The 25,851-nt window shown below is 65.7% G+C and carries 27 protein-coding genes and 2 tRNA genes; 24 read left to right on the top strand and 5 right to left on the bottom strand.

Annotation, left to right across the window (positions count from 1 at the left end):
* Positions 1-3: 3 nt before the first annotated feature.
* From AC1M2K_RS13385 to AC1M2K_RS13445, 13 genes are all read left to right on the top strand, one after another.
* Positions 4-1,017, top strand: coding sequence for a PhoH family protein (locus AC1M2K_RS13385; RefSeq protein ID WP_480241741.1), 1,014 nt, complete (start codon positions 4-6; stop codon positions 1,015-1,017).
* The gene (gene ybeY, locus AC1M2K_RS13390; protein WP_480236657.1) at positions 1,014-1,478 is read left to right on the top strand and encodes an rRNA maturation RNase YbeY; all 465 of its coding nucleotides are present in this window, start codon (positions 1,014-1,016) and stop codon (positions 1,476-1,478) included. Before AC1M2K_RS13385 ends, ybeY begins: the two co-directional genes overlap by 4 nt.
* Complete coding sequence (locus tag AC1M2K_RS13395; RefSeq protein ID WP_480241350.1) at positions 1,478-2,773, top strand: hemolysin family protein; 1,296 nt, start codon at positions 1,478-1,480, stop codon at positions 2,771-2,773. The genes ybeY and AC1M2K_RS13395 overlap by 1 nt, the downstream gene beginning before the upstream one ends.
* A 2-nt stretch (positions 2,774-2,775) precedes the next feature.
* Entirely contained in the window at positions 2,776-3,750 is a 975-nt protein-coding gene (gene era, locus AC1M2K_RS13400; RefSeq protein WP_480241351.1) for a GTPase Era, read from the top strand.
* Between the two features lie 80 nt (positions 3,751-3,830).
* Positions 3,831-5,027 (top strand): sensor histidine kinase, encoded by a 1,197-nt coding sequence (locus tag AC1M2K_RS13405; RefSeq protein ID WP_480236654.1) that lies wholly within the window; start codon positions 3,831-3,833, stop codon positions 5,025-5,027.
* Positions 5,024-5,713 carry a response regulator gene (locus tag AC1M2K_RS13410; protein ID WP_480236653.1) on the top strand — a complete coding sequence of 230 codons (690 nt, stop codon included), beginning with the start codon at positions 5,024-5,026 and terminating at the stop codon, positions 5,711-5,713. Before AC1M2K_RS13405 ends, AC1M2K_RS13410 begins: the two co-directional genes overlap by 4 nt.
* 58 nt (positions 5,714-5,771) lie before the next feature.
* Complete coding sequence (locus AC1M2K_RS13415; RefSeq protein WP_480241352.1) at positions 5,772-6,533, top strand: ABC transporter ATP-binding protein; 762 nt, start codon at positions 5,772-5,774, stop codon at positions 6,531-6,533.
* Positions 6,530-7,921: an ABC transporter permease gene (locus tag AC1M2K_RS13420; RefSeq protein WP_480241353.1), complete on the top strand. Its 1,392-nt coding sequence runs from the start codon at positions 6,530-6,532 to the stop codon at positions 7,919-7,921. Before AC1M2K_RS13415 ends, AC1M2K_RS13420 begins: the two co-directional genes overlap by 4 nt.
* Before the next feature lie 201 nt (positions 7,922-8,122).
* Positions 8,123-9,883, top strand: a complete 1,761-nt coding sequence (gene leuA / locus AC1M2K_RS13425) for a 2-isopropylmalate synthase (RefSeq protein ID WP_480241354.1) — start codon at positions 8,123-8,125, stop codon at positions 9,881-9,883.
* Between the two features lie 43 nt (positions 9,884-9,926).
* Complete coding sequence (gene recO / locus AC1M2K_RS13430; RefSeq protein WP_480236649.1) at positions 9,927-10,664, top strand: DNA repair protein RecO; 738 nt, start codon at positions 9,927-9,929, stop codon at positions 10,662-10,664.
* Complete coding sequence (locus AC1M2K_RS13435) at positions 10,661-11,467, top strand: isoprenyl transferase (protein ID WP_480236648.1); 807 nt, start codon at positions 10,661-10,663, stop codon at positions 11,465-11,467. Before recO ends, AC1M2K_RS13435 begins: the two co-directional genes overlap by 4 nt.
* Before the next feature lie 145 nt (positions 11,468-11,612).
* Positions 11,613-12,290, top strand: coding sequence for a DsbA family oxidoreductase (locus AC1M2K_RS13440; protein ID WP_480241355.1), 678 nt, complete (start codon positions 11,613-11,615; stop codon positions 12,288-12,290).
* Positions 12,287-12,427 carry a hypothetical protein gene (locus tag AC1M2K_RS13445; protein ID WP_480236646.1) on the top strand — a complete coding sequence of 47 codons (141 nt, stop codon included), beginning with the start codon at positions 12,287-12,289 and terminating at the stop codon, positions 12,425-12,427. The genes AC1M2K_RS13440 and AC1M2K_RS13445 overlap by 4 nt, the downstream gene beginning before the upstream one ends.
* Here AC1M2K_RS13445 and AC1M2K_RS13450 read toward each other — a convergent pair.
* Positions 12,411-12,896, bottom strand: coding sequence for an aminoacyl-tRNA deacylase (locus tag AC1M2K_RS13450; protein ID WP_480241356.1), 486 nt, complete (start codon positions 12,894-12,896; stop codon positions 12,411-12,413). The genes AC1M2K_RS13445 and AC1M2K_RS13450 overlap by 17 nt on opposite strands.
* 33 nt (positions 12,897-12,929) lie before the next feature.
* Here AC1M2K_RS13450 and dusB point away from each other — a divergent pair, with 33 nt between their 5' ends.
* The 5 genes from dusB to AC1M2K_RS13475 all read left to right on the top strand — a co-directional run bounded on the left by dusB (position 12,930) and on the right by AC1M2K_RS13475 (position 18,269).
* Entirely contained in the window at positions 12,930-14,090 is a 1,161-nt protein-coding gene (gene dusB / locus AC1M2K_RS13455; RefSeq protein ID WP_480241357.1) for a tRNA dihydrouridine synthase DusB, read from the top strand.
* Entirely contained in the window at positions 14,080-15,333 is a 1,254-nt protein-coding gene (locus AC1M2K_RS13460; protein WP_480241358.1) for a deoxyguanosinetriphosphate triphosphohydrolase, read from the top strand. The genes dusB and AC1M2K_RS13460 overlap by 11 nt, the downstream gene beginning before the upstream one ends.
* Before the next feature lie 60 nt (positions 15,334-15,393).
* Positions 15,394-17,247 (top strand): DNA primase, encoded by a 1,854-nt coding sequence (dnaG, locus tag AC1M2K_RS13465; protein WP_480241359.1) that lies wholly within the window; start codon positions 15,394-15,396, stop codon positions 17,245-17,247.
* A gap of 48 nt (positions 17,248-17,295) precedes the next feature.
* Positions 17,296-18,132 carry an ATP-binding cassette domain-containing protein gene (locus tag AC1M2K_RS13470; RefSeq protein ID WP_480241360.1) on the top strand — a complete coding sequence of 279 codons (837 nt, stop codon included), beginning with the start codon at positions 17,296-17,298 and terminating at the stop codon, positions 18,130-18,132.
* A gap of 64 nt (positions 18,133-18,196) precedes the next feature.
* Positions 18,197-18,269: transfer RNA gene (locus AC1M2K_RS13475), tRNA-Asn, on the top strand.
* A gap of 54 nt (positions 18,270-18,323) precedes the next feature.
* Here the strand turns inward: AC1M2K_RS13475 and def are convergent.
* A complete protein-coding gene (gene def / locus AC1M2K_RS13480) occupies positions 18,324-18,890 on the bottom strand; it encodes a peptide deformylase (protein ID WP_480241361.1) in 567 nt (188 codons plus the stop codon).
* 39 nt (positions 18,891-18,929) lie between these two features.
* On the opposite strand from def, the gene AC1M2K_RS13485 reads away from it, so the two are divergent.
* From AC1M2K_RS13485 to AC1M2K_RS13510, 6 genes are all read left to right on the top strand, one after another.
* Entirely contained in the window at positions 18,930-19,856 is a 927-nt protein-coding gene (locus AC1M2K_RS13485; protein ID WP_480241362.1) for a DMT family transporter, read from the top strand.
* A gap of 160 nt (positions 19,857-20,016) precedes the next feature.
* Complete coding sequence (locus AC1M2K_RS13490) at positions 20,017-21,279, top strand: glycosyltransferase (protein ID WP_480241363.1); 1,263 nt, start codon at positions 20,017-20,019, stop codon at positions 21,277-21,279.
* Between the two features lie 9 nt (positions 21,280-21,288).
* Positions 21,289-21,365, top strand: a tRNA-Ile gene (locus AC1M2K_RS13495).
* Between the two features lie 201 nt (positions 21,366-21,566).
* The gene (locus AC1M2K_RS13500) at positions 21,567-22,124 is read left to right on the top strand and encodes a dihydrofolate reductase family protein (RefSeq protein WP_480236637.1); all 558 of its coding nucleotides are present in this window, start codon (positions 21,567-21,569) and stop codon (positions 22,122-22,124) included.
* 257 nt (positions 22,125-22,381) lie between these two features.
* Positions 22,382-22,987 carry a hypothetical protein gene (locus AC1M2K_RS13505; RefSeq protein WP_480241364.1) on the top strand — a complete coding sequence of 202 codons (606 nt, stop codon included), beginning with the start codon at positions 22,382-22,384 and terminating at the stop codon, positions 22,985-22,987.
* Between the two features lie 13 nt (positions 22,988-23,000).
* Complete coding sequence (locus AC1M2K_RS13510; RefSeq protein WP_480236635.1) at positions 23,001-23,777, top strand: PspA/IM30 family protein; 777 nt, start codon at positions 23,001-23,003, stop codon at positions 23,775-23,777.
* 15 nt (positions 23,778-23,792) lie between these two features.
* Here AC1M2K_RS13510 and AC1M2K_RS13515 read toward each other — a convergent pair whose 3' ends face one another.
* The 3 genes from AC1M2K_RS13515 to AC1M2K_RS13525 form a co-directional block, all read right to left on the bottom strand.
* Positions 23,793-24,353, bottom strand: a complete 561-nt coding sequence (locus AC1M2K_RS13515; protein WP_480236634.1) for a GIY-YIG nuclease family protein — start codon at positions 24,351-24,353, stop codon at positions 23,793-23,795.
* Positions 24,354-24,477: 124 nt separating this feature from the next.
* Positions 24,478-24,648: a hypothetical protein gene (locus AC1M2K_RS13520; RefSeq protein ID WP_480241365.1), complete on the bottom strand. Its 171-nt coding sequence runs from the start codon at positions 24,646-24,648 to the stop codon at positions 24,478-24,480.
* Between the two features lie 351 nt (positions 24,649-24,999).
* Positions 25,000-25,845, bottom strand: coding sequence for a DNA/RNA non-specific endonuclease (locus AC1M2K_RS13525; protein ID WP_480241366.1), 846 nt, complete (start codon positions 25,843-25,845; stop codon positions 25,000-25,002).
* Between the last annotated feature and the right edge of the window lie 6 nt (positions 25,846-25,851).

Genomic DNA, 25,851 nt, shown 5'->3' on the forward strand with positions numbered 1-25,851 from the left:
GCCATGGTCCGGCTGCTCGGCGCACAGGACCGGCTGCTCACGACGATCGAAACGCAGTACCCGGCCGTCTCGCTGCACGTCCGGGGCAACGACATCACTCTCACCGGTGATGCCGCACAGGTGCGCGCCGCCCACAACCTCATCGCGGAGTTGATCGACATGGTCAAGCAGGGACAGGACCTCGAACCGGTCGAAGTACGTTCGTCCGCCAGGATCCTCGAAGACGGTGGCAAACCGTCCGACCTCCTCGGCCAGGCGATCCTCACTTCGCGCGGGAAGAGCATCCGGCCCAAGACACTCGGCCAGAAGGAATACGTCGACGCCATCGATGAGAACACCGTCGTGTTCGGCATCGGCCCTGCCGGAACAGGGAAGACCTACCTGGCCATGGCGAAAGCGGTGCAGGCTCTCCAGCGCAAGGAGGTGGAGCGGATCATCCTCACCCGCCCCGCCGTCGAAGCCGGCGAACGGCTCGGTTTTCTGCCCGGGACGCTGACCGACAAGATCGACCCGTACCTGCGCCCGTTGTTCGACGCTCTCAACGAGATGATGGATCCCGAACTGGTTCCCAAACTCCTCGCCGCAGGAACCGTCGAGGTCGCGCCCCTCGCCTACATGCGTGGACGCACGCTCAACAATGCCTTCATCGTCCTCGACGAAGCCCAGAACACGTCTCCGGAGCAGATGAAGATGTTCCTGACCCGGCTGGGTTTCGGATCAAAGATCGTCGTCACGGGCGACATCACCCAGATCGACCTGCCGGCCGGATCATCCGGCCTCCGCCTGGTGACGCGAGTGCTCTCCGATGTCGACGACATCCACTTCTCGCGCCTGACCAGCGACGACGTCGTCCGCCACACCCTCGTGGCGAAGATCGTCGACGCCTACAGCGAATACGACGCGGTCAAGCAGGCCGAACGGTTCGAGCGCGGCCAGGCCCAGGAGTTCGCCAACCGCGCCGAGCGCCGGGGCGCATCGCCCCGCGACCGGATGCCCAGAAGGGGCAAGAGTTCATGAGCATCGAAATCAACAACGAGTCGACCATCCCCGTCGATGAGGCCGCGCTGCTTCGCCTCGCGGACTACGCGCTCGGCGCCATGCACGTGAGCCAGGAAGCCGACCTCAACATCGTGCTTGTCGATGAGGCCGCCATGGAACAGCTTCACGTGCAGTGGATGGACGAACCAGGCCCTACCGACGTCCTGAGCTTCCCGATGGACGAACTCCGCCCTGGCACCGAGGACACCCCGACACCGGCCGGGCTGCTCGGAGACATCGTGCTGTGCCCCCAGGTCGCTGAGGGCCAGGCCGAGACCGCGGGCCACTCCACCCTGCAGGAACTCCTGCTGCTCACGACCCACGGCATCCTGCACCTCCTCGGGTTCGACCACGCCGAGCCGGCCGAGGAACGTGAGATGTTCGGCATCCAGCGCGACATCCTGCTGGGCTTCTCCGTGCAGGAGCGTGCCGCCCGCTGATGATCCTCTACTGGTTCATCGGCATCGCGCTGCTCCTCGTCGCGTTCGGCGGTTTGATGGCCGCTGTCGACGCCGCCATCGGCGTCACGTCTCGGGCGGGCCTGGTCGAACTGGCCGAGACGTCCCGTCGGCCGCGCTCTCTCCTCGCGATCGCCGATGACCCCGGCGCCCACCTGAACGCGATCAATTTCATCAGGGTGCTCGCGGAGACGACGGCGGCCGTCCTCGTGACGCTCGCCCTTGCCTTCACGATCGATTCCCCGTGGCTCGTCCTGCTGCTCGCAGCGCTGATCATGACCGCTGTGTCGTTCGTGCTCGTCGGGGCGAGCCCGCGGAGCTTCGGCCGGACGCACGCCGATGCGATCCTTCGGGTCACCGCTCCGACCATCCGGGCGGTCCGGCTCTTGCTCGGTCCGCTGGCGAACGCACTTGTGGCCTTCGGCAACAGGGTCACGCCCGGCGTCGCCCGCGAAGCATCCTTCTCGTCTGAAGAGCAACTGCTCAACATGGTCGACGAAGCCACGGAGCTCGCCGTGCTCGAAGAAGACGACAGGGAGCTCATCCACTCGATCTTCGAGTTCAACGAGACCGTCGTGCGTGAAGTGATGATTCCGCGCACCGACATGGTCACCGTCGATGCCGGGGTCACCGTGCAACAGGCGATGAGCCTGTTCCTCCGCACCGGTGTTTCCCGCATCCCGGTCACCGACGGTGAAGTCGACGAGGTCGCCGGCATCCTCTACCTGAAGGATGTCGTCCGGCTCATCCATGAAGGCGACGCTGCGGCCAACAGCGTCAGCGTGCGGTCACTGGCCCGCCCTGCGCTGTTCGTGCCCGAGTCGAAGAAGGCCGACTCGCTGCTGCAGCAGATGCAGCTCGAATCCAACCACCTCGCCATGGTCGTCGACGAATATGGTGGCATCGCCGGTCTCGTCACCCTCGAGGACCTGCTCGAAGAACTCGTCGGCGAGATCTCCGACGAGTACGACACGGATTCGCCCGATGTCGAGAAGCTCGATGGCGACAGGTACCGGGTGAGTGCGCGGCTCCCCGTCGATGAGCTCGGCGAATTGTTCGACCTCGAACTCGACGACGACGAGGTCGACACCGTCGGCGGACTGCTCACCAAGGTTCTCGGGCGGTTGCCGGTCTCCGGCTCCGTCGCCGAGACCGATGGCCTGCTGCTCACCGCCGAACGCACCGAGGGCAGGCGAAAACGGGTGAGCACCGTGATCGTGACGCGGAGCGCGGCCTTGCGCGACGTGCAGAGATCATTTGAATCGATAGAGGAGTAGTCATGACGAATGACGATCAGAACACCGAACCAACCGAGGAACACAGCCGTACCGAGCCGCAGCAGCCGGAGCCGGAGGTGTTGCCTGACAGCGGCTACCGCGCTGGTTTCGTCTCGTTCGTCGGCCGCCCCAACGTGGGCAAATCCACGCTGACCAACGCGCTCGTCGGCCAGAAGGTCGCCATCACGAGCTCCAAGCCGCAGACAACCCGCAAGGCGATCCGCGGCATCGTCCACGAGGAGACCGGGCAGCTGATCATCGTCGACACCCCCGGCATCCACCGCCCCCGTACGCTCCTCGGCGAACGGCTCAACGACCTGGTGCAGTCGACACTGAGCGACGTCGATGTGATCGGTCTCTGCATCCCGGCCAACGAGAAGATCGGCCCGGGCGACAAGTTCATCAACGAACAGCTCGACCACTACCCGCGGGCGAAGAAGGTCGCCATCGTCACGAAGATCGATGCGGCGCCGCGGCCGGCGACCGCCGAACAGCTCGCCGAGGTGCAGGAGCTGCGCGACTGGGACCTCATCATCCCCGTCTCCGCGACGAGCAGCATCCAACTCGACATCCTCGTCCGCGAGCTCATCGCCCTGATGCCGACGTCTGAACCGCTGTACCCGTCGGATGCCGTCACGGACGAGGTCCTTGAGGATCGCATTTCCGAGTACATCCGTGAAGCGTCCCTCGAAGGTGTGCACGACGAGCTGCCGCACTCCATCGCGGTCACCATCGACGACATGATCGAGCGCGAGGACAAAGACATCCTCGACATCTATGCGAACATCTTCGTGGAGCGCGACAGCCAGAAGGCCATCATCATCGGCAAGGGCGGCTCACGCCTGCGCGACGTCGGCCAGCAGGCGCGGATCCCGATCGAGAAGCTCGTCGGCAAGCAGGTCTACCTCTCGATCCGGGTCAAAGTGGCAAAGGACTGGCAGCGCGACCCGAAGCTGCTCGGCCGGCTCGGGTTCTAGCCGTACATCGGGAGGATGATCTTCGGCCGATAAGCGCCGAATCCGGGGCCGGCGGCCGAACGACGAACTAGCGTTGAATCATGTTCCGCCGCCTCACGCCGTTCCAGGTCACCATCGACATCGTCGTCGCGGGTGTCTTCGGCCTGGTGCTGATTCCGACGGAAATCGGCCGTGTCGACGGGATCAGCGCCGTCTTCGTCGTTCTCGGCATGACTCTTGCCCTCGCGCTTCGCCGTCTGGGTCCTGGGCCTGCCCTCGGCGTGGCGTGGCTCACCGTTCTCGTCCAGCTCAGCAGCGGGATGCAGGCGGTTCCGTCGAACATCGCCATCCTCGCCGTTCTCTACGCCACCGGCAGATATGGCGGGCCGGTGGTGAAGTGGGCCGGCCTCGTGTCCGCGGTCGCCGGTGGCGCCATTGCGGCCGTGTACACGACCCTCACCCTCTATGGCCAGTCAGATCCCTTCGTGATCGGCAGCATGCCGCAAGTCGTCTTCACGTCGCTCGTCGGATCGATCGCCGCCATCTTCGTCCTCGGACTGTCCTGGACGATCGGCCTTCTCGTTCGCACCTCCCGTGAGGCACGGGAGGAAGGGGCGCGGCGCTATCAGGCGCAGCAGGACCAGCGCCAGGCCGAGCAGGCCGTCGTGATCGAGCAGGAACGTAACCGGATCGCGCGCGACATGCACGATGTCGTGGCCCACTCCCTTGCCGTCGTCATCGCGCAGGCGGACGGAGCCCGGTACGCGCAGAAAGGCGATCCGGTCGCCATGGACGGAACGCTCGCCACGATCGCCGACACCGCAAGAAGCGCTCTCGGTGACGTCAGACTCCTGCTCGCCGAGCTGCGCCACAGGCAGGGAGAGGGACCCCAGCCTCTCCTCACCGATCTCGACGCCCTGTTCGAACAGATGAGCGGCGCAGGTCTTCACCTTCAGCGCTCGGTCTCAGGAACCGAACAGGCGCTCCCGGTCGGCCATCAGATCGCCGTCTACCGCATCCTCCAGGAAGCGCTGACGAACGCACTCCGGCACGGCGCCCAGAACGAGACCGTGTTCGTCGATGTCTCCTGGCGGGACGCGGGGGTCACCGTGCGGGTCGAGAACCTCGCTGCGACTGTGCCTGCCAGCGATCCACTCGGCCACGGGATACCGGGCATGCGCGAACGAGCCGCCCTCGTCGGCGGCTACCTCACCGCCGAACGTACCGCGGCCGGCCGGTTCCTCGTCACCGCCTTCGTCCCGGTGCCGTCAGCCATCGTTCAGGGAGGTTTCCGATGACCACGGACCGGATCCGCGTCGCGCTCGTCGACGACCAGCAGCTGTTCCGAGCGGGCATCCGGATGCTCATCGACTCACAGCCGGACCTGGAGTTCGCCGGCGAAGCGGGCGACGGGCGTGCCGGGTTCGCGCTTGCGGAGTCCGTGCGGCCCGACGTGATCCTCATGGATGTGAGGATGCCCGTGATGGATGGCATCGCGTCCACCATCGCCATCCTCGACGCCGCGGATGCGGCAGGCCGGCCGGCGCCGCGCATCATCGTCCTCACCACGTTCGACCTCGACGAGGGGGCGGCATCCGCCCTTCGGAAGGGCGCCAGCGGGTTCCTCCTGAAGGACACGCAGCCGGAGTTCCTTCTCGCCGCCATCCGCACGGTCCACGCCGGGAACGCCGTGATCGCACCGGGCGCAACCCATGCCCTGTTCGCTCACTTCGGCGCCCCCGCGAGTACGCCCGTCATCCCAGAGGAGTTCGCCACCCTGACCAGCCGGGAGCGCGGGATCTTCGCGTTCGCCGCGAGGGGCATGAGCAACTCAGAGATCGCGGCCCAGGAGTACCTCAGCGAGGCAACGGTCAAGACACACATCTCACGCGTGCTCGGCAAGCTCGGACTCCGTGACCGGGTTCAGCTCGTGATCTTCGCGTATGAACACGGACTTGCCGCAGGGGATCATCCGGCAGGATGATAGCGGTTCACCCTCGCGGGCGACGCGGCACGTGACCCGGAGTTCCTAACGTGGAACCATGAAAATCACTCCAACGGACATAGGCCTCGCTGCCCGTGTCGTCCACGTCAGCAAGAGCTTCGGTGTCGGTCAGGGTGCGGTCGTCGCGCTCGCGGACGTGTCCATCGGGATCCGCCGCGGTCAGTTCACCGCCATCATGGGCCCGTCCGGATCCGGTAAGTCCACGCTCATGCACGTGATGGCAGGCCTCGACCAGCCGACGTCGGGCGAGGCCTGGCTTGGCGACACCGAGATCACGCGGCTCGACGACACTGCGCTGACCAAACTTCGCCGACGCCGGATCGGTTTCGTCTTCCAGTCGTTCAACCTCGTTCCGACGCTCACCGCACGGGACAACATCCTGCTCCCGTTCGAACTCGACGGTCGCACGCCGACGCTCGATGAGCAGGGCTGGGTCAACACCCTCTGCGATGCTCTCGGCCTGACCGACCGGCTCACCCACCGGCCGCACGAACTGAGCGGTGGCCAGCAGCAGCGTGTCGCGATCGCCAGGGCACTCGCCACACGGCCCGATCTCGTCTTCGCCGATGAGCCCACTGGCAACCTCGATTCGCGTACCGGCCGCGAGGTGCTCGGGCTGCTCGCTGACGCGTGCAGCCGTTTCGGCCAGTCCATCGCAATGGTGACCCACGACCCGGTCGCCGCCAGCTACGCCGACCGTACGCTGATCCTTGCCGACGGCCGGGTGGTCCATGAACTCGACCGTTCGACTCCCGAGCAGATCTCCGGGTTCATGCTCGCCATGGACCGCGCGTCATGAGGATGCGCCTGCGGGACTACACCGCGTCGATCCTCGTCACGATGCTCTCGAGCACGTTCGGCGTCCTGCTGCTGCAGGGCACGTCTGTGCTCACGACCCTCATCGCCGGCGACGACATCGGCGAAAAGGAATCGGTGCAGGTCGCTCTGAGTCTCGTCGCCGTCGTGTTCTTTGCCATCGCGGTCTACGTCGGGGGAGTCGTCACGGCGAACACCGTCGGAACCGTGATCGCCGGTCGGACCCGGGTGATCGCCCTGTACCGCCTGATCGGAGCCAGCGCGGGAACGCTCCGCAGGACGGTTGCCATCGACGGCCTGCTCGTCGGAGTCGTCGGATCGGTCCTCGGCCTGGGCGTGGCCAGCCTCATCGCGTCGATCGCGCTGAATGTCGGCGTCGCCACCGGGACCATTCCCGCGTCCTCGTACGAGATCTTCTCGGTGCAGCTTGCCGCTCCCGTCGTCGCCGTCGTGCTGGTGACCTGGCTCGCCAGCTGGGTCGGATCGCGGCGGATCCTCGACGTCACCCCGATCCAGGCCGGAGCGGCCGCCGTCGAACCGTCCCAGGAGGAGACGGCATCCAGGACGGTGAGGAACGCCACCGCGTTCACGCTGATCGGGATCGGCGCCGTGCTCCTCGCCGGGGGAGTGCTGCTCGGCCAGGTCAGCATGCTCGGGGTGCTCGTCGGCCTGGTGGGAGGCATCCTGTCGTTCAGTGGGATCGTGCTCGGCGCCCCGTTCTTCATGCCGCCTATCCTCCGTCTGGTCGGGCGGATGCTCGGCACAGGTCCCGCGGCACGGATCGCCGCGGCGAACGCCGTTCGGAACCCGGCGCGCAGCACGAGGGCGACGATCGGTCTCGTCATCGGGGTCACCCTGGTGACGATGTTCGCGGTGGCCGCTCAGAGCTATGTCGACATCATCAACCGGAGCAGGGAAGCCTATCCCGCCGACTACGGCGACTCGGATCAGATCCTCGCCCTGACGATCACGGTGTTCGCGATCCTCTTCGGCTTCTCGGCCGTCATCGCCGCTGTCGGCATGGTCAACAACCTGTCGCTCAGCGTGCTGCAGCGCACCCGCGAGCTCGGGCTGCTCCGGGCCCTCGGGTTCACACGCGCACAGATCCGGCGGATGATCCTCGCCGAGAGCATCCAGATGAGTGTTGCCGCCGTTGGATTCGGGCTGGTGCTCGGAGTGGTCTATGGCTGGGCGGGCGCGATGTCGCTTCTCGGGTCGATCCTCGGAGGGGAATTCGCCCTGCCATCGGTGCCGTGGCTCGTGATCGTGCTCGCGATCGTCGCTGCTGCTGTTTTGTCGATGGCCGCTTCGATCGCTCCGTCGCGCCGCGCGACTCGCATCTCGCCCGTCGCTGCTCTCGCGATCGACTGACGAATAGAGCATTTCTGTCGAAAAACGCACATTGAGATAACAGAGTGCACCCATTCGACACAGGGGCAGGCTAATCGGTGTTAGCCTGTTTCTGTGTTGTTTGGCGCTCTGCTCCTTAGCTGCCGCGACGAGGCTTCCTTCTAAGCCCTCTCGTCGCGGGGTTTGTCGTTGGCTTTCCACACACGCGAGGAGAATAGAACAATGAGAAACAACCAGACTGCGTCGGCGATGCCGATTCACAAGTACCGCCCGTACCACGAGCAGATCACCGTCGACCTGCCCGACCGTACCTGGCCGACCAAGCGCATCACCGAGGCGCCGCGCTGGTGCGCCGTCGACCTCCGTGACGGCAACCAGGCTCTCATCGACCCGATGAGCCCCGAGCGCAAGAGGATCATGTTCGACCTGCTCGTCCGGATCGGATACAAGGAGATCGAGGTCGGCTTCCCGAGCGCGAGCCAGACCGATTTCGATTTCGTGCGCAGCCTCATCGAAGAGAACGCGATCCCGGACGACGTCACCATCCAGGTGCTGACGCAGGCCAGGGACCACCTGATCAAGCGCACCTACGAGTCCATCGTCGGAGCGAAGCAGGCCATCGTGCACCTGTACAACTCGACGAGCGTGCTGCAGCGTGAGGTCGTCTTCCGGTCGGACAAACAGGGCATCATCGACATCGCCCTCCACGGCGCTCGCGTCTGCCGTGAGATGGAGAAACTCATCCCCGAGACCACCGTGTACTACGAGTACTCACCCGAGAGCTACACCGGGACCGAGCTCGAGTACGCCGTCGACGTGTGCAACCAGGTGCTCGAGGTGTTCGAGCCGACGCCGGAGCGCAAGGTCATCATCAACCTCCCGTCCACCGTCGAAATGGCGACGCCGAACGTCTACGCCGACTCGATCGAGTGGATGTCGCGGCACCTCAACAACCGTGAGAACGTGATCATCTCGCTTCACCCGCACAACGACAGGGGCACCGCCGTCGCGGCAGCCGAGCTGGGGTACATGGCCGGCGCCGACCGAATCGAGGGCTGCCTGTTCGGGAACGGCGAACGCACGGGCAACGTCGACCTCGTCGCCCTCGGCATCAACCTGTTCACGCAGGGGATCGACCCGCAGATCGACTTCAGCGACGTCGACGAGATTAAGCGCACGGCCGAATACTGCAACCAGTTGTCCGTGCACGAGCGCAGCCCCTGGGCAGGCGACCTGGTCTTCACCGCGTTCAGCGGATCGCACCAGGACGCCATCAAGAAGGGCTTCGAGGCCATGGCCGCGGATGCCGCAGCGCAGGGCAAGGACGTCGACGACCTGCACTGGGCCGTTCCGTACCTGCCGGTCGACCCGAAGGACCTCGGTCGCAGCTACGAAGCTGTCATCCGGGTGAACTCCCAGTCCGGCAAGGGCGGGGTCGCGTACCTGCTCAAGGCCGACCACGCCATCGACCTGCCACGGAAGCTCCAGATCGAGTTCTCCGGGGTGGTCCAGGCGAAGACGGACGAGCTGGGCGGCGAGTTCACGAGCGACGCCATCTGGGGAGTCTTCCAGGACGAGTATCTGCCGTCAGAGACCGAGTCGGAGAAGTGGGGCAGGTTCGAATTGCAGGCGACCCGCACCTCCAGCCGTCTGGCCGGTTCGGTGGAACTGACCGTCGACCTTCGCGACGGTGAAGAGGTGACAGAGGCTACCGCCACCGGAAACGGCCCGATCGCGGCATTCCTCAGTGTGCTGCGCGAGCGTGGCATCGAGGTGACCCTGTACGACTACGTCGAGCACGCCCTCAGTGCGAGCGGCGACGCGCAGGCCGCAGCGTATGTGGAACTGCAGGTCGGCGACCGTCGACTCTGGGGCGTCGGGATCGATGCCGACATCTCGACGGCATCCCTCAAGGCCGTCGTCTCCGCCGTCAACCGGGCGATCCGGACGACAACGGGGGACCGCACGCTGGCACAGGTCTAGGCGAGGCGTCGGCTTCGTCACGATAAGCGCGGGATACTGGACTGTGCCCGTTTACCGTGATGAAGCCGTCGTGCTGCGCACCCACAAGCTGGGCGAAGCCGACCGGATCGTGACGCTGCTCACGCGCCAGCACGGCAAGGTCCGCGCCGTCGCGAAAGGGGTGCGCCGCACCGGCTCTAAGTTCGGAGCCCGACTCGAGCCGTTCATGGTGGCGGATCTGCAGCTCTACGAAGGCAGGTCGCTCGACGTGATCAACCAGGCGGAGACGCTTGCCTCGTACGGTGCCCTGATCGCCGCCGACTACAACAGCTACACCGCCGCGACGGTGATGGTGGAGACCGCAGACAAGCTCACCGAGTCCGAGGGTTCGCTCCAGCAGTACCTACTGCTCGTCGGTGCTCTTCGGTCGCTGTCCCGTCACGACCACGACTCGACCCTGATCCTGGACTCCTATCTGCTGCGCGCCCTGTCGCTCGCGGGGTGGGCGCCGAGCTTCTTCGACTGCGCGCGATGCCAGGCCCCCGGGCCGCACAGCCACGCGGTGGTTCAGCTCGGCGGCGTCGTCTGCGACCAGTGTGCGCCGCCGGGGAGCCCTCGGCTCGACACCCAGACCATCTCGCTGCTGTCTGCTCTTCTCACCGGGGACTGGGAGCACGCGGACGCGTCAGACGACGACACCCGCTCCCGTGCCAGCGGGGTCGCAGCCGCCTACACGCAGTGGCACCTGGAACGCGGCCTGAAATCCCTCGTCCACGTCTCCCGAGAGCGAGCAGACAGTTGACCCCGAAGCCATTCACCCACCGAGACGCCGTCGAGTACCGCCCACTGGACTGGACAGGCATCCACCCGCCACAGGTGCCCGCCGGCTCCGTTCCTGAGCACGTCGCGATCGTGATGGACGGCAACGGCCGCTGGGCGAACCGCAAGGGGCTGCCGCGGGTCGAAGGACACCGGGCGGGGGAGTCCGCGCTGCTCGACGTCGTCGCAGGCGCTATCCAGATCGGCGTGAAGCACCTCTCCGTGTACGCCTTCTCGACCGAGAACTGGCGCAGGTCGCCCGATGAGGTCCGGTTCCTCATGGGGTTCAACCGCGACGTGCTGCACCGCAGGCGCGACCAGCTCAATGAGTGGGGCGTGCGCGTGCGGTGGGCCGGCCGCAAACCGCGACTGTGGGCATCCGTCATCAAGGAACTGCAGTTCGCCGAGAAGCTCACTGCTGGGAACGACACCCTCACGCTCACCATGTGCGTGAACTACGGCGGTCGGACGGAGATCACGGATGCCGTCCGGCAGCTCGCCGAGGAAGTGAAGGCGGGCACGCTGAAGCCGTCGGGGATCACCGAGAAGTCGATCCAGCGGCACCTGTACACGCCTGAACTTCCTGACGTCGACCTGTTCGTGCGCAGTTCGGGGGAGCAGCGAACAAGCAACTTCCTGCTCTGGCAGAGCGCATATGCCGAGATGGTGTTTCTCGACACCCTATGGCCGGACTTCTCCCGGGAGGACCTGTGGGAGGCCATCGGCCTCTACATCGACCGCGACAGGCGCTTCGGCGGGGCGGTCGACAAGCCCGGTACCGCCTGACGCTGCCGCGACGGCGATTCATCCGTCACGAATGCCGGCTTTCGGCCACGAGACCCGTCACACGCGGCGGATGAACGCCAGGACATCCATCGGAAGTTCCATGCATGCGGGGGAATACTGAGCGGTGGCGCACGTTTCACCCATCGTGAGTGAATCCATCAAAATCGACATCTGGTCAGACATCGCGTGCCCCTGGTGCTACATCGGCAAGCGCAAGTTCGAGAACGGTGCGGCGGCGTTCGCCCGCAAGACCGGCGAAGACGCACCTGACGTCGTCATCGAGTACCACAGCTACGAACTCTCCCCAGATACCCCCGTCGACTTCGACGGCAGCGAGATCGACTTCCTGGCCACCCACAAGGGACTGCCTGCCGAGCAGGTCACCCAGATGCTGGACCGCGTCTCTGGTATCGCCGGCGAAACCGGGCTCGACTACAACTTCGACACGCTCAAGCACACCAACACGGTGAAGGCGCACCAGCTGCTCCACTACGCGAAGGCGCACGGCAAGCAGATCGAGGCGAAGGAACGTCTGCTCAAGGCGTACTTCACCGAAGGAAAACACGTCGGCCGCGTGGCGGATCTCGCCGACCTCGCCGCCGAGATCGGACTCGACCGCGATGACGTCGTCCGCGCCCTCGAGGCCGACGAGTACCTTGCCGCCGTCCGCGCAGACCAGGCGCTCGGCCAGGAGTACGGCATTCAGGGCGTGCCGTTCTTCGTCATCGACGGAAAATACGGCGTATCGGGCGCCCAGGAGGCAGAGACCTTCGCCGGCGTCCTCGACCAGGTCTGGAACGAACGAGTAGGAGCACGATCATGACCGACAAGCACACCCGCCAGCCACTCACCCTGCTCGGCGCGACGGATGCCGTCACCTGCGAAGGCGACGCCTGCGCGATTCCTTCCCTCGCTGAGGTCACCGCTGCCGTCGAGAAGGCCTTTACTCGGGGTCTGTGATGTCGGCCACCGTCGCGCCGTAGGCCCCGACGAGCGCGTCGATGTCGACGAAGGCACTGTAGCCGTGTTCGCCTGCACCCATGGCGACGCGGCATCCTGTCACCGACTCATCGACGTACACCGGCCAGGCCGTGGTGCTGCCGAGGGGGGTGATCGTGCCGCGACCGTACCCGGTCGCCGCGAGAGCGGCATCCGCAGGAGGCAGAGACAGCTTGTTCACACCGACGAGACCGCGCAGCTTCGCCCACGAGATCTTCCGGCCACCTGGCACGAGCGCGAAGAGGAAGTCGCCGTCGTGGCGCTTCACCACGAGGGTCTTCACGATCTCGCGGGGCTCGATGCCGAGCATGCCGGCCGCCTCCTCGAGACTCGACGCAGCGGGCCGGGGAACGACCTCGACCTGGAGTCCGCGGGACGCGGCATCAGCCTGCATCCGGTCGAGTCCACCGCCTGAGCCCTGCTCGGTCATGATTTCGCCAGCTTTCTGGGAGAATTGAAGGACATGTCTGCCATCCCAACGATAAGCCACGCCCCGGCACTGTCGATCGGCTCGCTCGAGCTCGACGTACCGGTCGTTCTCGCGCCCATGGCCGGGATCACCAACACCGCCTTCCGCCGGCTCTGCCGCGAGTTCGGCGTCGGACTCTATGTGAGCGAAATGATCACCTCTCGCGCGCTCGTCGAGCGCAACAAGGAGACGATGCGGCTGATCACGCACCACGAGTCGGAGACGACCCGCAGCATCCAGCTCTACGGCGTCGACCCGAAGACGGTGTCAGAAGCCGTCACGATTCTCGTCGCCGAAGATCGCGCCGACCACATCGACCTGAACTTCGGCTGCCCTGTGCCCAAGGTCACCCGCAAGGGTGGCGGCTCGGCGCTGCCGTGGAAGCAGGACCTGTTCCGCGACATCGTCGAGGGCGCGGTGAAAGCGGCAGGCGACATCCCGCTCACGGTGAAGATGCGCAAGGGCATCGACCAGGATCACCTCACCTACCTCGAAGCGGGTAAGGCAGCAGAAGGCGCTGGCGTCGCCAGCATCGCCCTCCATGCGCGTACCGCCTCTGAGTTCTACTCCGGCCACGCCGACTGGTCGGCGATCACCAAGCTCAAAGAGACGGTGACGAGCGTCCCGGTGCTCGGCAACGGCGACATCTGGTCAGGCGAGGACGCCCTCCGGATGATGAGCGAGACCGGCTGCGACGGCGTCGTCGTCGGCCGAGGCTGCCTCGGCCGACCCTGGCTGTTCGGAGACCTCGCCGCCGCGTTCACCGGCTCGGAAACACGCTTCACCCCATCGCTCGGCCAGGTCGCCACGACGTTCCGCAGGCACGCCGAACTTCTCGCCGAATTCTTCGAGAGCGAAGAGCGCGGATGCCGTGACATCCGCAAGCACGTCGCCTGGTACTTCAAGGGGTACCCGGTCGGCGGAGACCTGCGCGCACGCCTGGCCACCGTCGAGTCGCTCGCCCAGCTCGACGACCTGCTCGGCACCCTGGACTGGGACGAGGCGTACCCGGGAGAAGCGGCAGAGGGCCAGCGCGGCCGTGCTGGTTCACCGAAGCGCACCGTGCTGCCTGACGGCTGGCTCGACTCCCGCACGCTCGGCACGGCCGAACGCGGCACACTCACCGAGACGGAAGCGGACACCAGTGGCGGATAGCGGCGTCTACTCGGAGCATGACAACGAGCGTGCCCTGCCCGAACAGCACTCGTCCCGCCGCACCGACTTCGCCCGCGACCGCGCCCGACTGCTGCACTCGAGCGCCCTCCGCCGTCTCGCCGCCAAGACCCAGGTGCTCAGCCCGACGGCCGGCCTCGACTTCGCCCGCAACAGGCTCACCCACTCGCTCGAGGTCGCACAGGTCGGCCGGGAGCTCGCCACAAGTCTCGGCCTCGAACCGGATGTCGTCGACACCGCCTGCCTCGCCCATGACCTCGGGCACCCGCCGTTCGGTCACAACGGGGAGAAGGCGCTCAACAGCTGGGCCGAGGACATCGGCGGGTTCGAAGGCAACGCGCAGACCCTCCGCATCCTCACCAGGCTCGAACCGAAGGTCTTCGGCACCGACGGCCGATCGTACGGGCTGAACCTCACCAGGGCGAGCCTCGACGCGAGCTGCAAGTACCCCTGGCCGGCGGCGCAGGCCGTTCACGATCCGGGCGGGCGCGCCAAGTTCGGCTTCTTCGACGAAGACAGCGACGCGTTCGTCTGGCTCCGTGCTGACGCCCCTGAGCGGCAGCGCTGTATCGAAGCCGAGGTGATGGACCTCTCCGACGACATCGCGTATTCGGTGCACGACTTCGAAGACGCCATCGTCAACGAGTACATCGACCCGGCATTCCTCAGCGCCCGCGCCGGCCACAGTTCCCTGATCAGCGCCGTGCAGGCGTGGGCGGGGGACAGCTTCACGATCGACGACATGGCTGCCGCGTTCGACCGGCTTGCCGGGTACGACGTGTGGATGACCGGCTGGGATGCTTCACGGCGCGACCTCGGCAAGCTCAAGAACTTCACCAGCCAGATGATCGGCCACTTCTCCCAGTCGGCGACCCAGGCCACCCGCGAGGCCTACCCGGAATCCAGCCTGATCCGGTTCGGCGCCAGCGTGATCGTGCCGCACGACGTCCAGGCCGAGATCGCCGTGCTCAAAGGCGTGGTCGCCGCGTTCGTGATGGCGAGTGATGCCCGCCAGCCCATCTATCGCCAGCAGCGTGACATCCTCACCGACCTGGCAGACGGGCTGTTCCAGGCAGGCCCCGACTCGCTCGACCGCAGCTTTGCCGACGACTGGGCCGACGCACCCGATGACGCGGCCCGCAAGCGTGTCGTGGTCGACCAGGTCGCGAGCCTCACCGACCAGTCCGCACTCGCCTGGCACGAGCGGCTCACGCTGCGGGTGTAGGCGGCATCCCCTCCCTGTGGGGAGGGCACCCGGGATGGCGATCCTCGATAGGATGGGATGATGGCCGGCCGCATTCGCTCAAGCGACATAGACGAGGTCAAGTCACGCACGAACATCGCCGATATCGTCGGCGATTTCGTCAGCCTGAAGTCGGCAGGAGTCGGCTCGTTGAAAGGCCTCTGCCCCTTCCACGACGAGCGCAGCCCGAGCTTCCACGTGCGTCCCCAGCTCGGTTTCTACCACTGCTTTGGCTGCGGTGAATCGGGAGACGCCATCTCCTTCCTCCAGAAGATGGACCACGTCACCTTCACGGATGCCGTCGAGCGGCTGGCAGCGCGAGCGGGCTTCCAGCTCACCTACGAAGACGGCGAGGGCGCATCAGACCACGGCAATCGCGCCAGGCTGCTCGCCGCCAATGCGGCAGCTGCGACGTTCTTCCAGGAACAGCTCGGCACGCCCGGCGCGGACCCGGGTCGGCGATTCCTCGGCGAACGAGGATTCGACCAGTTCGCGGCTGAGCGGTTTGGCGTCGGTTTCGCGCCGAAGAGCTGGGACGCCCTGACCGGTTTTCTCAGGGGCAAGGGATTCAGCGTCGAGGAGATCACGGCGTCAGGACTCGTCTCCCAGGGAGACAGGGGAGTGTACGACCGGTTCCGCGGCCGCCTGATCTGGCCCATCCGCGATGTCACCGGCCAGACCGTCGGCTTCGGCGCGCGCAAGCTTCTTGAGGATGACAAGGGACCCAAGTACCTCAACACCCCTGAAACCGCCGTCTACCACAAGGCCCAGGTGCTGTACGGGCTCGACCTCGCCAAGCGCGATGTCTCCCGCAGTGGTCGTGTGGTCGTCGTCGAGGGCTACACCGACGTCATGGCCTGCCACCTCGCCGGAGTGACAACGGCCGTCGCGACCTGTGGCACGTCGTTCGGCGTCGACCACATCAAGACCTTGCGCCGGGTGATGGGGGATGACAGTGCCAAGGGCGAGGTCATCTTCACGTTCGACCCGGATGCCGCCGGCCAGAAGGCCGCGATGCGTGCGTTCGCCGAAGAGCAGCGCTTCTCCGCCCAGACCTATGTCGCCGTCGCCCCCGACGGCCTCGACCCGTGCGACCTGCGCCTCAACCGTGGAGACGACGCCGTTCGACGGCTCATCGACACGAAGGAGCCGATGTTCGAGTTCGTCATCCGGCAGACCCTCGCCGCATATGACCTCGAGACCGTCGAAGGCCGCGTGGGGGCGCTCAAGGCATCCGCTCCCGTCATCGCCGACATCAGGGACCCGTCCCTGCGCCCCGGATACACCCGCGTTCTCGCACGCCATCTCGGAATGGACCTCGGTGAGGTGCAGGGAGCGATCACCAGGGCGAGCAAGGGAGCGAACCGCGCAACTGCGACCCGGAACTCGGCCGCAGCCGCCGATGAACCACCGGTGGAACGCCCCGCATCGCTCCGCGACCTCCCAGGGGACCCGACCACGCGCCTCGAACGGGACGCTCTGATGGCGATCCTCCAGCATCCCGACCTCGCCGGTCGTGAGCTCGTCCAGAGAGCCGTGCTCACCGGGTTCGGAAACGCGACTCTCGCCGTCGTCCGCGATGCGATCGCCGCCACCCTCGACAGCTTCGGCACTCCCGGCTGGTTCGCCACCGTGACCGAGACCGTGCCGACGCCGATGGCCAGCCTGGTGCAACAGCTCGCGGTCGCTCCGATCCCGGAACGCGCCGAGCGTGACCTGACGAGCTACGTCCGGGAGATCACCGTCGCATTGATCGATCGTGACCTGCTGCGCCAGTCCCACGACATGCTCGGGCGACTGCAGCGGATCGACCCCAAGGAGAGGGAGAGCTACCGCGCGCTGCAGGGCGAGCTCATGGCCCTCGAAGTGGAACGGCGGAGGCTCCGCGAAGGGTGACCGGCGCGTGCTGGCGGCTCTGTGCCTCGTTTAGGGCAGGATGGAGCCATGACTGCTTCGGGAACCGCAGGTTCAGGCGTCCGTATCGACGACCTGGCCATCGAGTACCCGGCGCGCCGGCCCAGCCCTGTCCATCGGGCGATCGACGGGGTCACGCTCGACATCGCGTCGGATGAGGTCCTCGGTGTCATCGGTGAATCGGGTTCGGGCAAATCGACGCTCGCTCGGGTGCTCGCCGGCGACCTGATCGCTCCGAAGGGTTCCGATGCCGCCCCGGTGATCGTCGGCGGCGACGCGACGGTCCTCGGCCACCGGCTCAGAGGCATCCGTCGCAGGGAGCTCAGCCGGCTGACGTTCGATGTCGCCTACCTGCCTCAGGATGCCGCCTCACGGCTCGCGCCCGAGCTCACCGTGGCCGAGGTGATCGCGCAGCCGATCCTCCAGCGTGACAAGCACTACAACCGCAAGGCGGTCGGCCTGCGGGTGGCGACGATGCTCGATGCCGTTCAGCTGCCGCTTGCCGTGCTCGAGAAATATCCGTTCGAGTTGTCGAGCGGGCAACGCCAGCGTGTGGCCATCGCCCGGTCCCTCGTGCTCGGACCCCAGCTGTGGGTGGCGGATGAACCGACAGCCGGGATCGACGTGACCGTGCGCAGCTCGATCAACGAACTCGTCGCCCGGCTGCGTGCAGAGGGAAGCTTTTCTGCGGTGCTCGTCAGCCACGATCTGCCCTTGCTGCGGCACACCACTCGGCGCGTCGCAGCTCTCCACCAGGGCCGGATCGTTGGACTGGCGCCGATCGACGACCTGCTCGCCGGAGGGGAGCATCCGTTCCTCGTGGGGCTCTCAGAATCCGATCACCGGGTTCACGCAGACGTCGATTGAGGCGAATCCCGCCCTCGATTTGGAGTCTGCAATTCCTTTGGTAAAGTAAATGCGCAACAAGTAATCCTCGATAGCTCAATTGGCAGAGCAATCGGCTGTTAACCGGTAGGTTCTTGGTTCGAGTCCAAGTCGAGGAGCTGAGAAGACCACAAGGGCTCCACCCCTGTGGTCTTTTCTTTTGCCCTCCTGGTTCAGCCGTCGAGATCGTCTTCGCCGGGCATCCAGCTCACCCCTGGCACACCCCAGCCCATCTTGCGGGTGACCTTCTGCACGATCTTGCGGTCGTGACGGCCCAGCCGGTCGACGTAGAGATAGCCGTCGAGGTGGTCATATTCGTGCTGCAGAATTCGGGCGCGCCAGCCGTCGACGCGGAGCTCGACCGGGTTCTGGTCGAGGTCGACCCCCGTGACGAGCGCCTCGTCGGCCCTGCGGAGCGGGAATCGCTCGCCGGGGAACGACAGGCATCCTTCGGATTCCAGCTCTTCGTCGGGTTCACCTGCGGGGGGAGGAGTGATCCAGAGTTCGGGGTTGATCACCACGCCACGCCAGGGACCGTGCTCATCGGTGTCGTAGCCGTAGACGAAGACGCGGAGCGGCACGCCGACCTGCGGGGCTGCGAGCCCCACGCCGGGCGCGGCATCCATCGTCTCGAACATGTCTGAGACGAGCTGGCGAAGGGAGTCGTCGAAGTCCGTCACCGGGTCGGCTGGGGAGTGCAACACCGGGTCGCCCGCGATGCGAATAGGGAGAATGGCCATTTGCTGAGCCTAACCAAGACGTGCCCGTTGTAGGCTCGCATGGTGATCTTTGCGAGCAACGACTTCGGCGACCTGACGGCGGAGTTTGTTCGCAATCCCAGCCAGCTGATCGGCATCCCGCTCGCCATCGTCGGTGCGGTATTCCTGTCGCTCGGCGCGCAGTTCCAGCACCGTGGCGTCACCAAAGTGGAGGCGACCAGCGGTGTCGATGCCCGCAGCGGGCTGAGCCTCGCGCAACTGAAGCTGCTGCTCGCTCGGCCGTCGTGGGTGTTGGGCTCGCTGATGCTCGCGTTCGCCATCGCGTTCCAGCTCACGGCACTCGTCTGGTCGCCGCTGATCATCGTGCAGCCGCTCGGTGCCATCGCACTCGTGATCACCTCGATCCTCAACGCGCGAATCCACAAGGTGAAGCTCAACCGACCGTCTGTGATAGCCATCACCGCCTGTGTCGGCGGTGTCGGCCTGTTCGTCACCATCGCGGCTCTCGTCGCGGGGGAGAAGCCCGTCACCGACCAGGACCTGCTGACGATTCTCATCATGCTCGGCGTCGTCCTCATCCTGTTCGGCCTGGGCTTCGTTTTCTTCCGCAAGCGGTCGAAGGCCCTGTTCTTCATCCTCGCGGCTGGCATCATCTACGGTTTCGTGGCGACACTCGCCAAGGTCGTCATCAACAGGATCATCAACGAGAACTTCGACTGGCTCACGATGTTGTGTGTCGTCGCGCTTCTCGCTGCCACGGGAATCGGGGCGTACTTCGTCCAGACGGCATATTCATCCGGACCTCCTGATCTGGTGATCGCCGGTCTCACCGTCGTCGACCCGATGGTGGCCGTTGCGATCGGTATCGTCGTCCTCGACGAGGCCAGCGGCGCGCCGCTCTGGGCGATGATCGGATTCGCCGTGGCCGGAGCCCTCGCCGTCTGGGGCGTGTTCCAGCTCGCTCGTCACCACCCGCAGGTGTTGTGACTGGCTCGGTCCAGACACGCCGCCAGCAGGCTCGCCGTTCGGGTTCGCAATCACGGAGCCGGTGACCCGTAGAATGGATCGATCGATCCCGGGAGGCCATCAGCCGAGGGATGTGGTCGGTAGCCTCCGCTCCGGCCGATGACGGAGGAAAACCCCCATCTTGCCAGACTCACTCAATTCGACCAGCACCGGTTCGAACACCACCCCGCCCGCAGGGAAGCGTCCGTTGCGTATCCTCATCGGAGCCGACACCTTCTCCCCGGATGTGAACGGGGCAGCTCGCTTCGCAGAACGACTGGCCGCAGGCATGGTGGCACGCGGGCACGAGGTGCACGTCGTCGCTCCAGCAGCTTCGCGCAAGCGGGGTACGTGGACCGAGACGCACGAAGGCCAGCAGATGACGGTGCACCGTCTCAAGAGCTGGCGCTGGTACCCGCACGACTGGCTGCGATTCGCCCTGCCGTGGGCGATCAACCGCAATTCGGCGCGCATCATCGATGCGGTGAAGCCAGACGTGATTCACTCGCAGTCGTACCTGATCGTCGGCCGGGGCTTGTCCAACGAGGCCACGAAGCGGGGCATCCGGATCATCGCCACGAACCACCTCATGCCCGAGAACGCCCTCGAGTTCACCCTTCTTCCCGAGGGCTTCCGCGAAGGTGTCGTCCGCTGGGCCTGGAAGCTCGCCCGGGGAAATCTGGGACTCGCCGAGGTCGTCACGACGCCGACCCGCCGCGCTGCCGACTTCCTCGAGAAGTACACCGGCCTCACCGACGTGCACGCGATCTCGTGCGGCATCGACGCGCACATGTACACGCCGAACTTCGAACCGCGCACCGAGAACCGGATCTTGTTCGTCGGTCGTGTGACCGGTGAGAAGCAGATCGATGTGCTGATCAAGGCATTCGCAAAGCTCGACCCGTCCCTGGACGCAAAGCTGGAGATCGTCGGCGGAGGGGACCAGAAGCGCAACCTGGAGCACCTCGCGGTGCAACTCGGGCTCGGCGATCGTGTCACCTTCACCGGCTACGTCAGCGATGAGGAGCTCCGCTCCACATACACGCGCGCAACGCTTCTCGCGATGCCGTCGATCGCCGAACTGCAGAGCATCGTGACCATGGAAGCCATGGCATCCGCTTTGCCCGTCGTCGCGGCGAACGCCATGGCGCTTCCTCACCTCGTGCACGACAACGCCAATGGTTACCTCTTCGAGCCGGGCAACGTCGACGAGCTGGCCGCGCGCCTGACGGATGTCCTCACCGCGTCACCCGAGAAACTCACGGCGATGAAGCGCGAATCCCTGCACATGATCAAGGCGCACGACATCCAGCGCACGCTGGCCATCTTCGAGAGCATGTATCGTGGGGAACCGGTGACGGATCCCGTCACCGAGGCGATTCCCATCCAGGTGTCAGACGACTAGACACCGCCGGGGGCGTTAGCTCAGCTGGTTAGAGCAGCGGACTCATAATCCGTCGGTCGCGGGTTCAAGTCCCGCACGCCCCACCATATAAACACTGGGATGCCGGGGAGCCGCGGGCCGGTCAGGAAACATCGTGCCCCCATTCTGCCCCCTGTGTTTCGCTTCGTTCCGATCTGCGAGGGCTCTCTTCTCCTCCTCGATCACCGCATGGTGATCGACGGATGGGGGTGTTGTGCTGCGGTCCTGACCGCCGCTATGGTCCCAGAAGACATCGCCAGAGGAGACCCATGGCCAAGCTCATCTACTCAATGATCACCTCGCTCGACGGGTTCGCAGAGGCTGCGGACGGAGATCTCGGTACCGGGGCCGACGATCAGGAGGTGCATTCCTTCATCGGCGACCTGTTCCGGCCGGTCGGCACGTACCTCTATGGCCGCCGGATGTACGAGACGATGGTCTATTGGGAGACCGCCGATGCCGAGCCCGATCTGCCCCCGCACATTCTGCAGTACGCTCGCGACTGGCAGGCCGCGGAGAAGGTCGTCTACTCGACGACGCTTGAATCGGTGTCCAGCGCGAAGACCAGGATCGAGCGGACCTTCGATCCCGACGCGGTACGCAAGCTCAAGGCCGAGTCTGAACACGACCTCACCGTCGACGGACCGAACCTCGCTGCGCAGGCGATCAGGGCCGGTCTGGTCGACGAATATCACCTGTTCATCACCACCAGCGTGGTGGGTGGGGGCAAACGATTCTTCCCGGATGGTGTGCGCCTCGATCTCGACCTGGTCGAGGAACGTGCCTTCGCCAGCGGACTGGTCTACGCCCGCTACCGGACCCGCTGAAGCGGGCTGGTGAATGGCGCGCGCTCAGACGGTATTCTCCGACGTCGACAGCGTGCAAGCGCTGATGCATCGCACTCTAGATGAAGAGCGCCGAGGAGGGTAGCGTTACCGGTGACAGGTGTGGCGCTGTCGCACCACGAAGCTGCACGATGAAGGCAAGCCGATGAACATCACGAGGCAACCCTGGTTGGGTCGATGACCATGCGATACTGCGCCGGCACGCTCATCCGCCCTCTCACACCTTCGTGGTGGTTCTCGTGAACGACCTCGGATGGCTGCTCCTCGCTCTTGCGTCGGTTGTCGTCGGGGCCTGGGCCGCGGTGTTCGTCGCGGCCCGCTCCCTGTACCGAAGAATCCGCCGCAATCTCAACATCTCCGGCAGCACGTTGCGTGTTCGCGCCCAACTCAGCCATGGGTCACGACGCGAGGTACTGAAACTGCGGATGCGACTGAAGGACGCTCTCGATAGCGGACAGGCAGCGATCGACCTCGCGGTGCGCAGCGAGGGCCCACGTGGTGAGCTCCCGCAGCTGTTTCGCCGAGTCACCGGTGAAGGCGGTCGGTTGGAGTCACAGTTGCGGCTTCTGGAGAGTGAGAACGACGAGGCGGTACTCGCCGAGATGCTCCCAGCGGCTCGCCATCGTGTCGACGAGGTGACGCACCTCGTACGCCGGCTGCGCTCGGTTGTCGGTTCCGGACTCGGAGGCCTCTCCGATGACAGCCTCACGGCGCTGCGATCCGACGTCGACAGGGAGGTGACGGCGGTGCGCGCCGGCATGCAGGAACTGCACGACCTCAACGGGCGGGATGCGATCTCCGATGCCGACCGGTGGCCGTTGACGGAACCCTTCACCAAGGAATGACCTGGGAGCGAGCATGAGCAACACATCACGGATTCGAAGCATCTTGCGCAGCAAGACGTCCCGAGGGATCGACAAGCTGGAGGATCCGCGTGAATTGCTCGACGACAGCTACGACCAGCTGGTGAACATGCTGCAACAGGTGAGGCAGGGACTCGCCGAGGTCGCGACCGCGAAGAAGCGGATCGAGTTGCAAGGGCAGGAGATGGGCGCCCGCCATAGCCGTCTGGCAGGTCAGGCCCAGGAGGCAATGGATCTGGGCCGCGAGGATCTCGCCCGCGCCGCGCTGGAGCGACGTGTCTTCCTGGAAGGGCAGGTGGCCACCCTCCGCACTCAGTACGTCGCATTGCAGAAGCAGACAGCAGGGTTGCAAGACAAGGAGCGTCATCTCGCCGAGCGCGTCGTCGCGTTCCGGATCGAGAAAGAGACGATCAAGGCCACATACACAGCATCCCAGGCGCAGGTGAAGGTGAACGAGACGCTGGGCGGCATCGGTTCCCAGATGGACGATGTCAGCAACAGTCTCGAGCGAGCGCGTGACCGGGTTGCACAGATGCGTGCGCGCGCGGCCGCGACCGATGAGTTGCTGTCCAGCGGTGCGCTGCGTGACCTCACCGAAGCCCCCGACGCCGACCTCGAGCGTCAATTGGCGGCACTCGCGACGGATGCCGATGTCGAACGCCAGTTGCAGACGATGAGGAGCACCCGGGGTTCGGAGTCCGGCCGTTCCCGTTCACCGGGTGAGAGTTCGGACTCGTGGCTGAGCATCGGACAGGGATCGGACGCTCCCTGAGCCCACGCAACACTGTCAACCGTGCAGTGCAGCCTGCTGGCTGAGCCACAGGGCGTACCGGGCCCACGGATCGTCGATGCCCGCCCGCAGCACATCCACGTGGGCGATGATGTCATCGTGAGCGTCGAACCACTCGGTGCGGTCGAACCGGTGCGCGGCGAACTGCGCGTGCCGTTTCTGCTCGGTCAGCCGGTTCCCACGTTCAAAGGCCAGGAGCTCGTCATGACGGATGCTCGCGAGCCGCTGGCGTGGGTTGGCGGTCGTCCCGATCTTGATCCGGTCCCGGAATCGGAGGTAGTAGACGACATCCACACGGTTGAGGAACGCGTCTCCGTCTGGGATGTCGCCGACTTTCCATTCGCAGACAGCGCACAGCCAGCCGGCCGGGTACCGCACCCCCAGGCGCGAGCCGCAGGCAAGGCACGGACTCGGAAGGACGTCTGTGACCCCGAGATCCCGTGACGCCCAGTCGTAGGCGACAAGGAGATGGTGCGGGCACAGGCTCAGCGGAGCACCCGGTTCGACGTCCGCGCCACAGGGGGCGCCAGAGTCCAGCTCGATCGTGCACGAAGTCATTCTGCAACGCTACGTCCACCCCCAGACAGCGCGCGGCAAGCGAGATGGCACATCTGTACCCAAAACACGCACGTTCACGGGTCTTGGGTGCGAAACTGCCATCTCGCCGGGTGCTGTGGTCGCGTCACCTGTTGTTGTCGTGCGGGTCGTCGTCGAAGAGGAGCATTTTTCCCGCGCCCTCGCCGAGGATCGCCTCCGGCCGGGAATCCACCATCTTGATCGCGTCGCACCGGGCGCAGCCGACATATTTCGGGGAGTCCGATGCCTCCTGTTTGACGACCCACCTGTGGATCATCAGCCGGCACCGCAGTGGCCGATTCATCGTCATCACCGATGATCGCGGCCGAGGCGGAGGTACATGTTAGGCGACTTCTGCATGTTCTCCGGGCGATTGTCGCGCAGTGCATCGCAGTATGCGCACGCGACATACGGCGGAGCGTCCGGAGAGAGTTGTTTGACGACCCACTTGTGGATCCTCAGCCGGCACCTGAACGGACGTGGCATCTCGGCCTCCCTCGACGAGGGGCGCCTGACGCGCGGCCGGCTCGATCGTGCCGGCCGGTGACGCCGATGGCGCCTGTGCAAGAAAAGCTACTCCGACCTGTCGTCGCTGACAACGGGGATGCGGCCGCGAGGACCCGTTCGATCAGACGCGGACGTCACCGAACGACTCGAGGCGGACCCAGCCGGTCGACGGGGGACGGATGCCCTGAACCGCCTCGAGGCGGTCAGCAGAAAGCAGAGGCCCGACCTCGAGGCCCGTGAGGTCTGCAATGTCACGGATCGGGACCTGGAACGTGCGATACGGTCCGAGCGGAGGCGGGGCATCCGTCGACGAGGCCCGAAGCCTGGCCTCGGTGAGATCGATCTCGTCCAACTGGGGACGCTGATCCAGCAGATACCCGGTTGCGGCTAGTTCCGGTCCGTGCGGGCCGGGAACGGTCCAGGCCGCGATTTTCCAGAACGCCTGCGGAATGCCTACGCCCCTGTAGACCGGGTCGTCGTCGGCGAGAACCGGACCGGTGAACACGGTGAGCTTCTGGTCGGTCTCAGCCGCGTAGCCGATGAGGTAGTCCTCGAGTCCGAGCCACAACTCCTTGGACTGGTTGAACTCCGCCGCCTGTGGCGCGGCGTTGGTGTACGCAAAGGTGTCGGTGTTTGCCCTTGCGGCCACGTCGCTCGGTCCCCACACCGGGTCACGGCGCCGAACGAGATGGCCGCGGTCGAGGTCGTTGGCGCGGTATAACTCGGGTCCTGCCTGTTCGTCATCTGCGACCCGCGGGTCGAGGTGCCAGTCATCACCGCGCCCGAGGTCCACCAGGGACGGCCCGTCGATGTTGACGGCGGTCGCCGCCGCCAGTCGACGACGGGCGTCCAGGAGCACGCTGAAGTGCACGTAGTCGAGCCGGACGACGTCCCGGTCTGCGATCGGGAGCGGGACGGGAACGGCGAGAAAACCTGGGTCGTAGCCGAGAGGGGCATTCGGTGACATGACCCT

The sequence above is a fragment of the Mycetocola sp. Y171 genome (genome assembly GCF_056713165.1).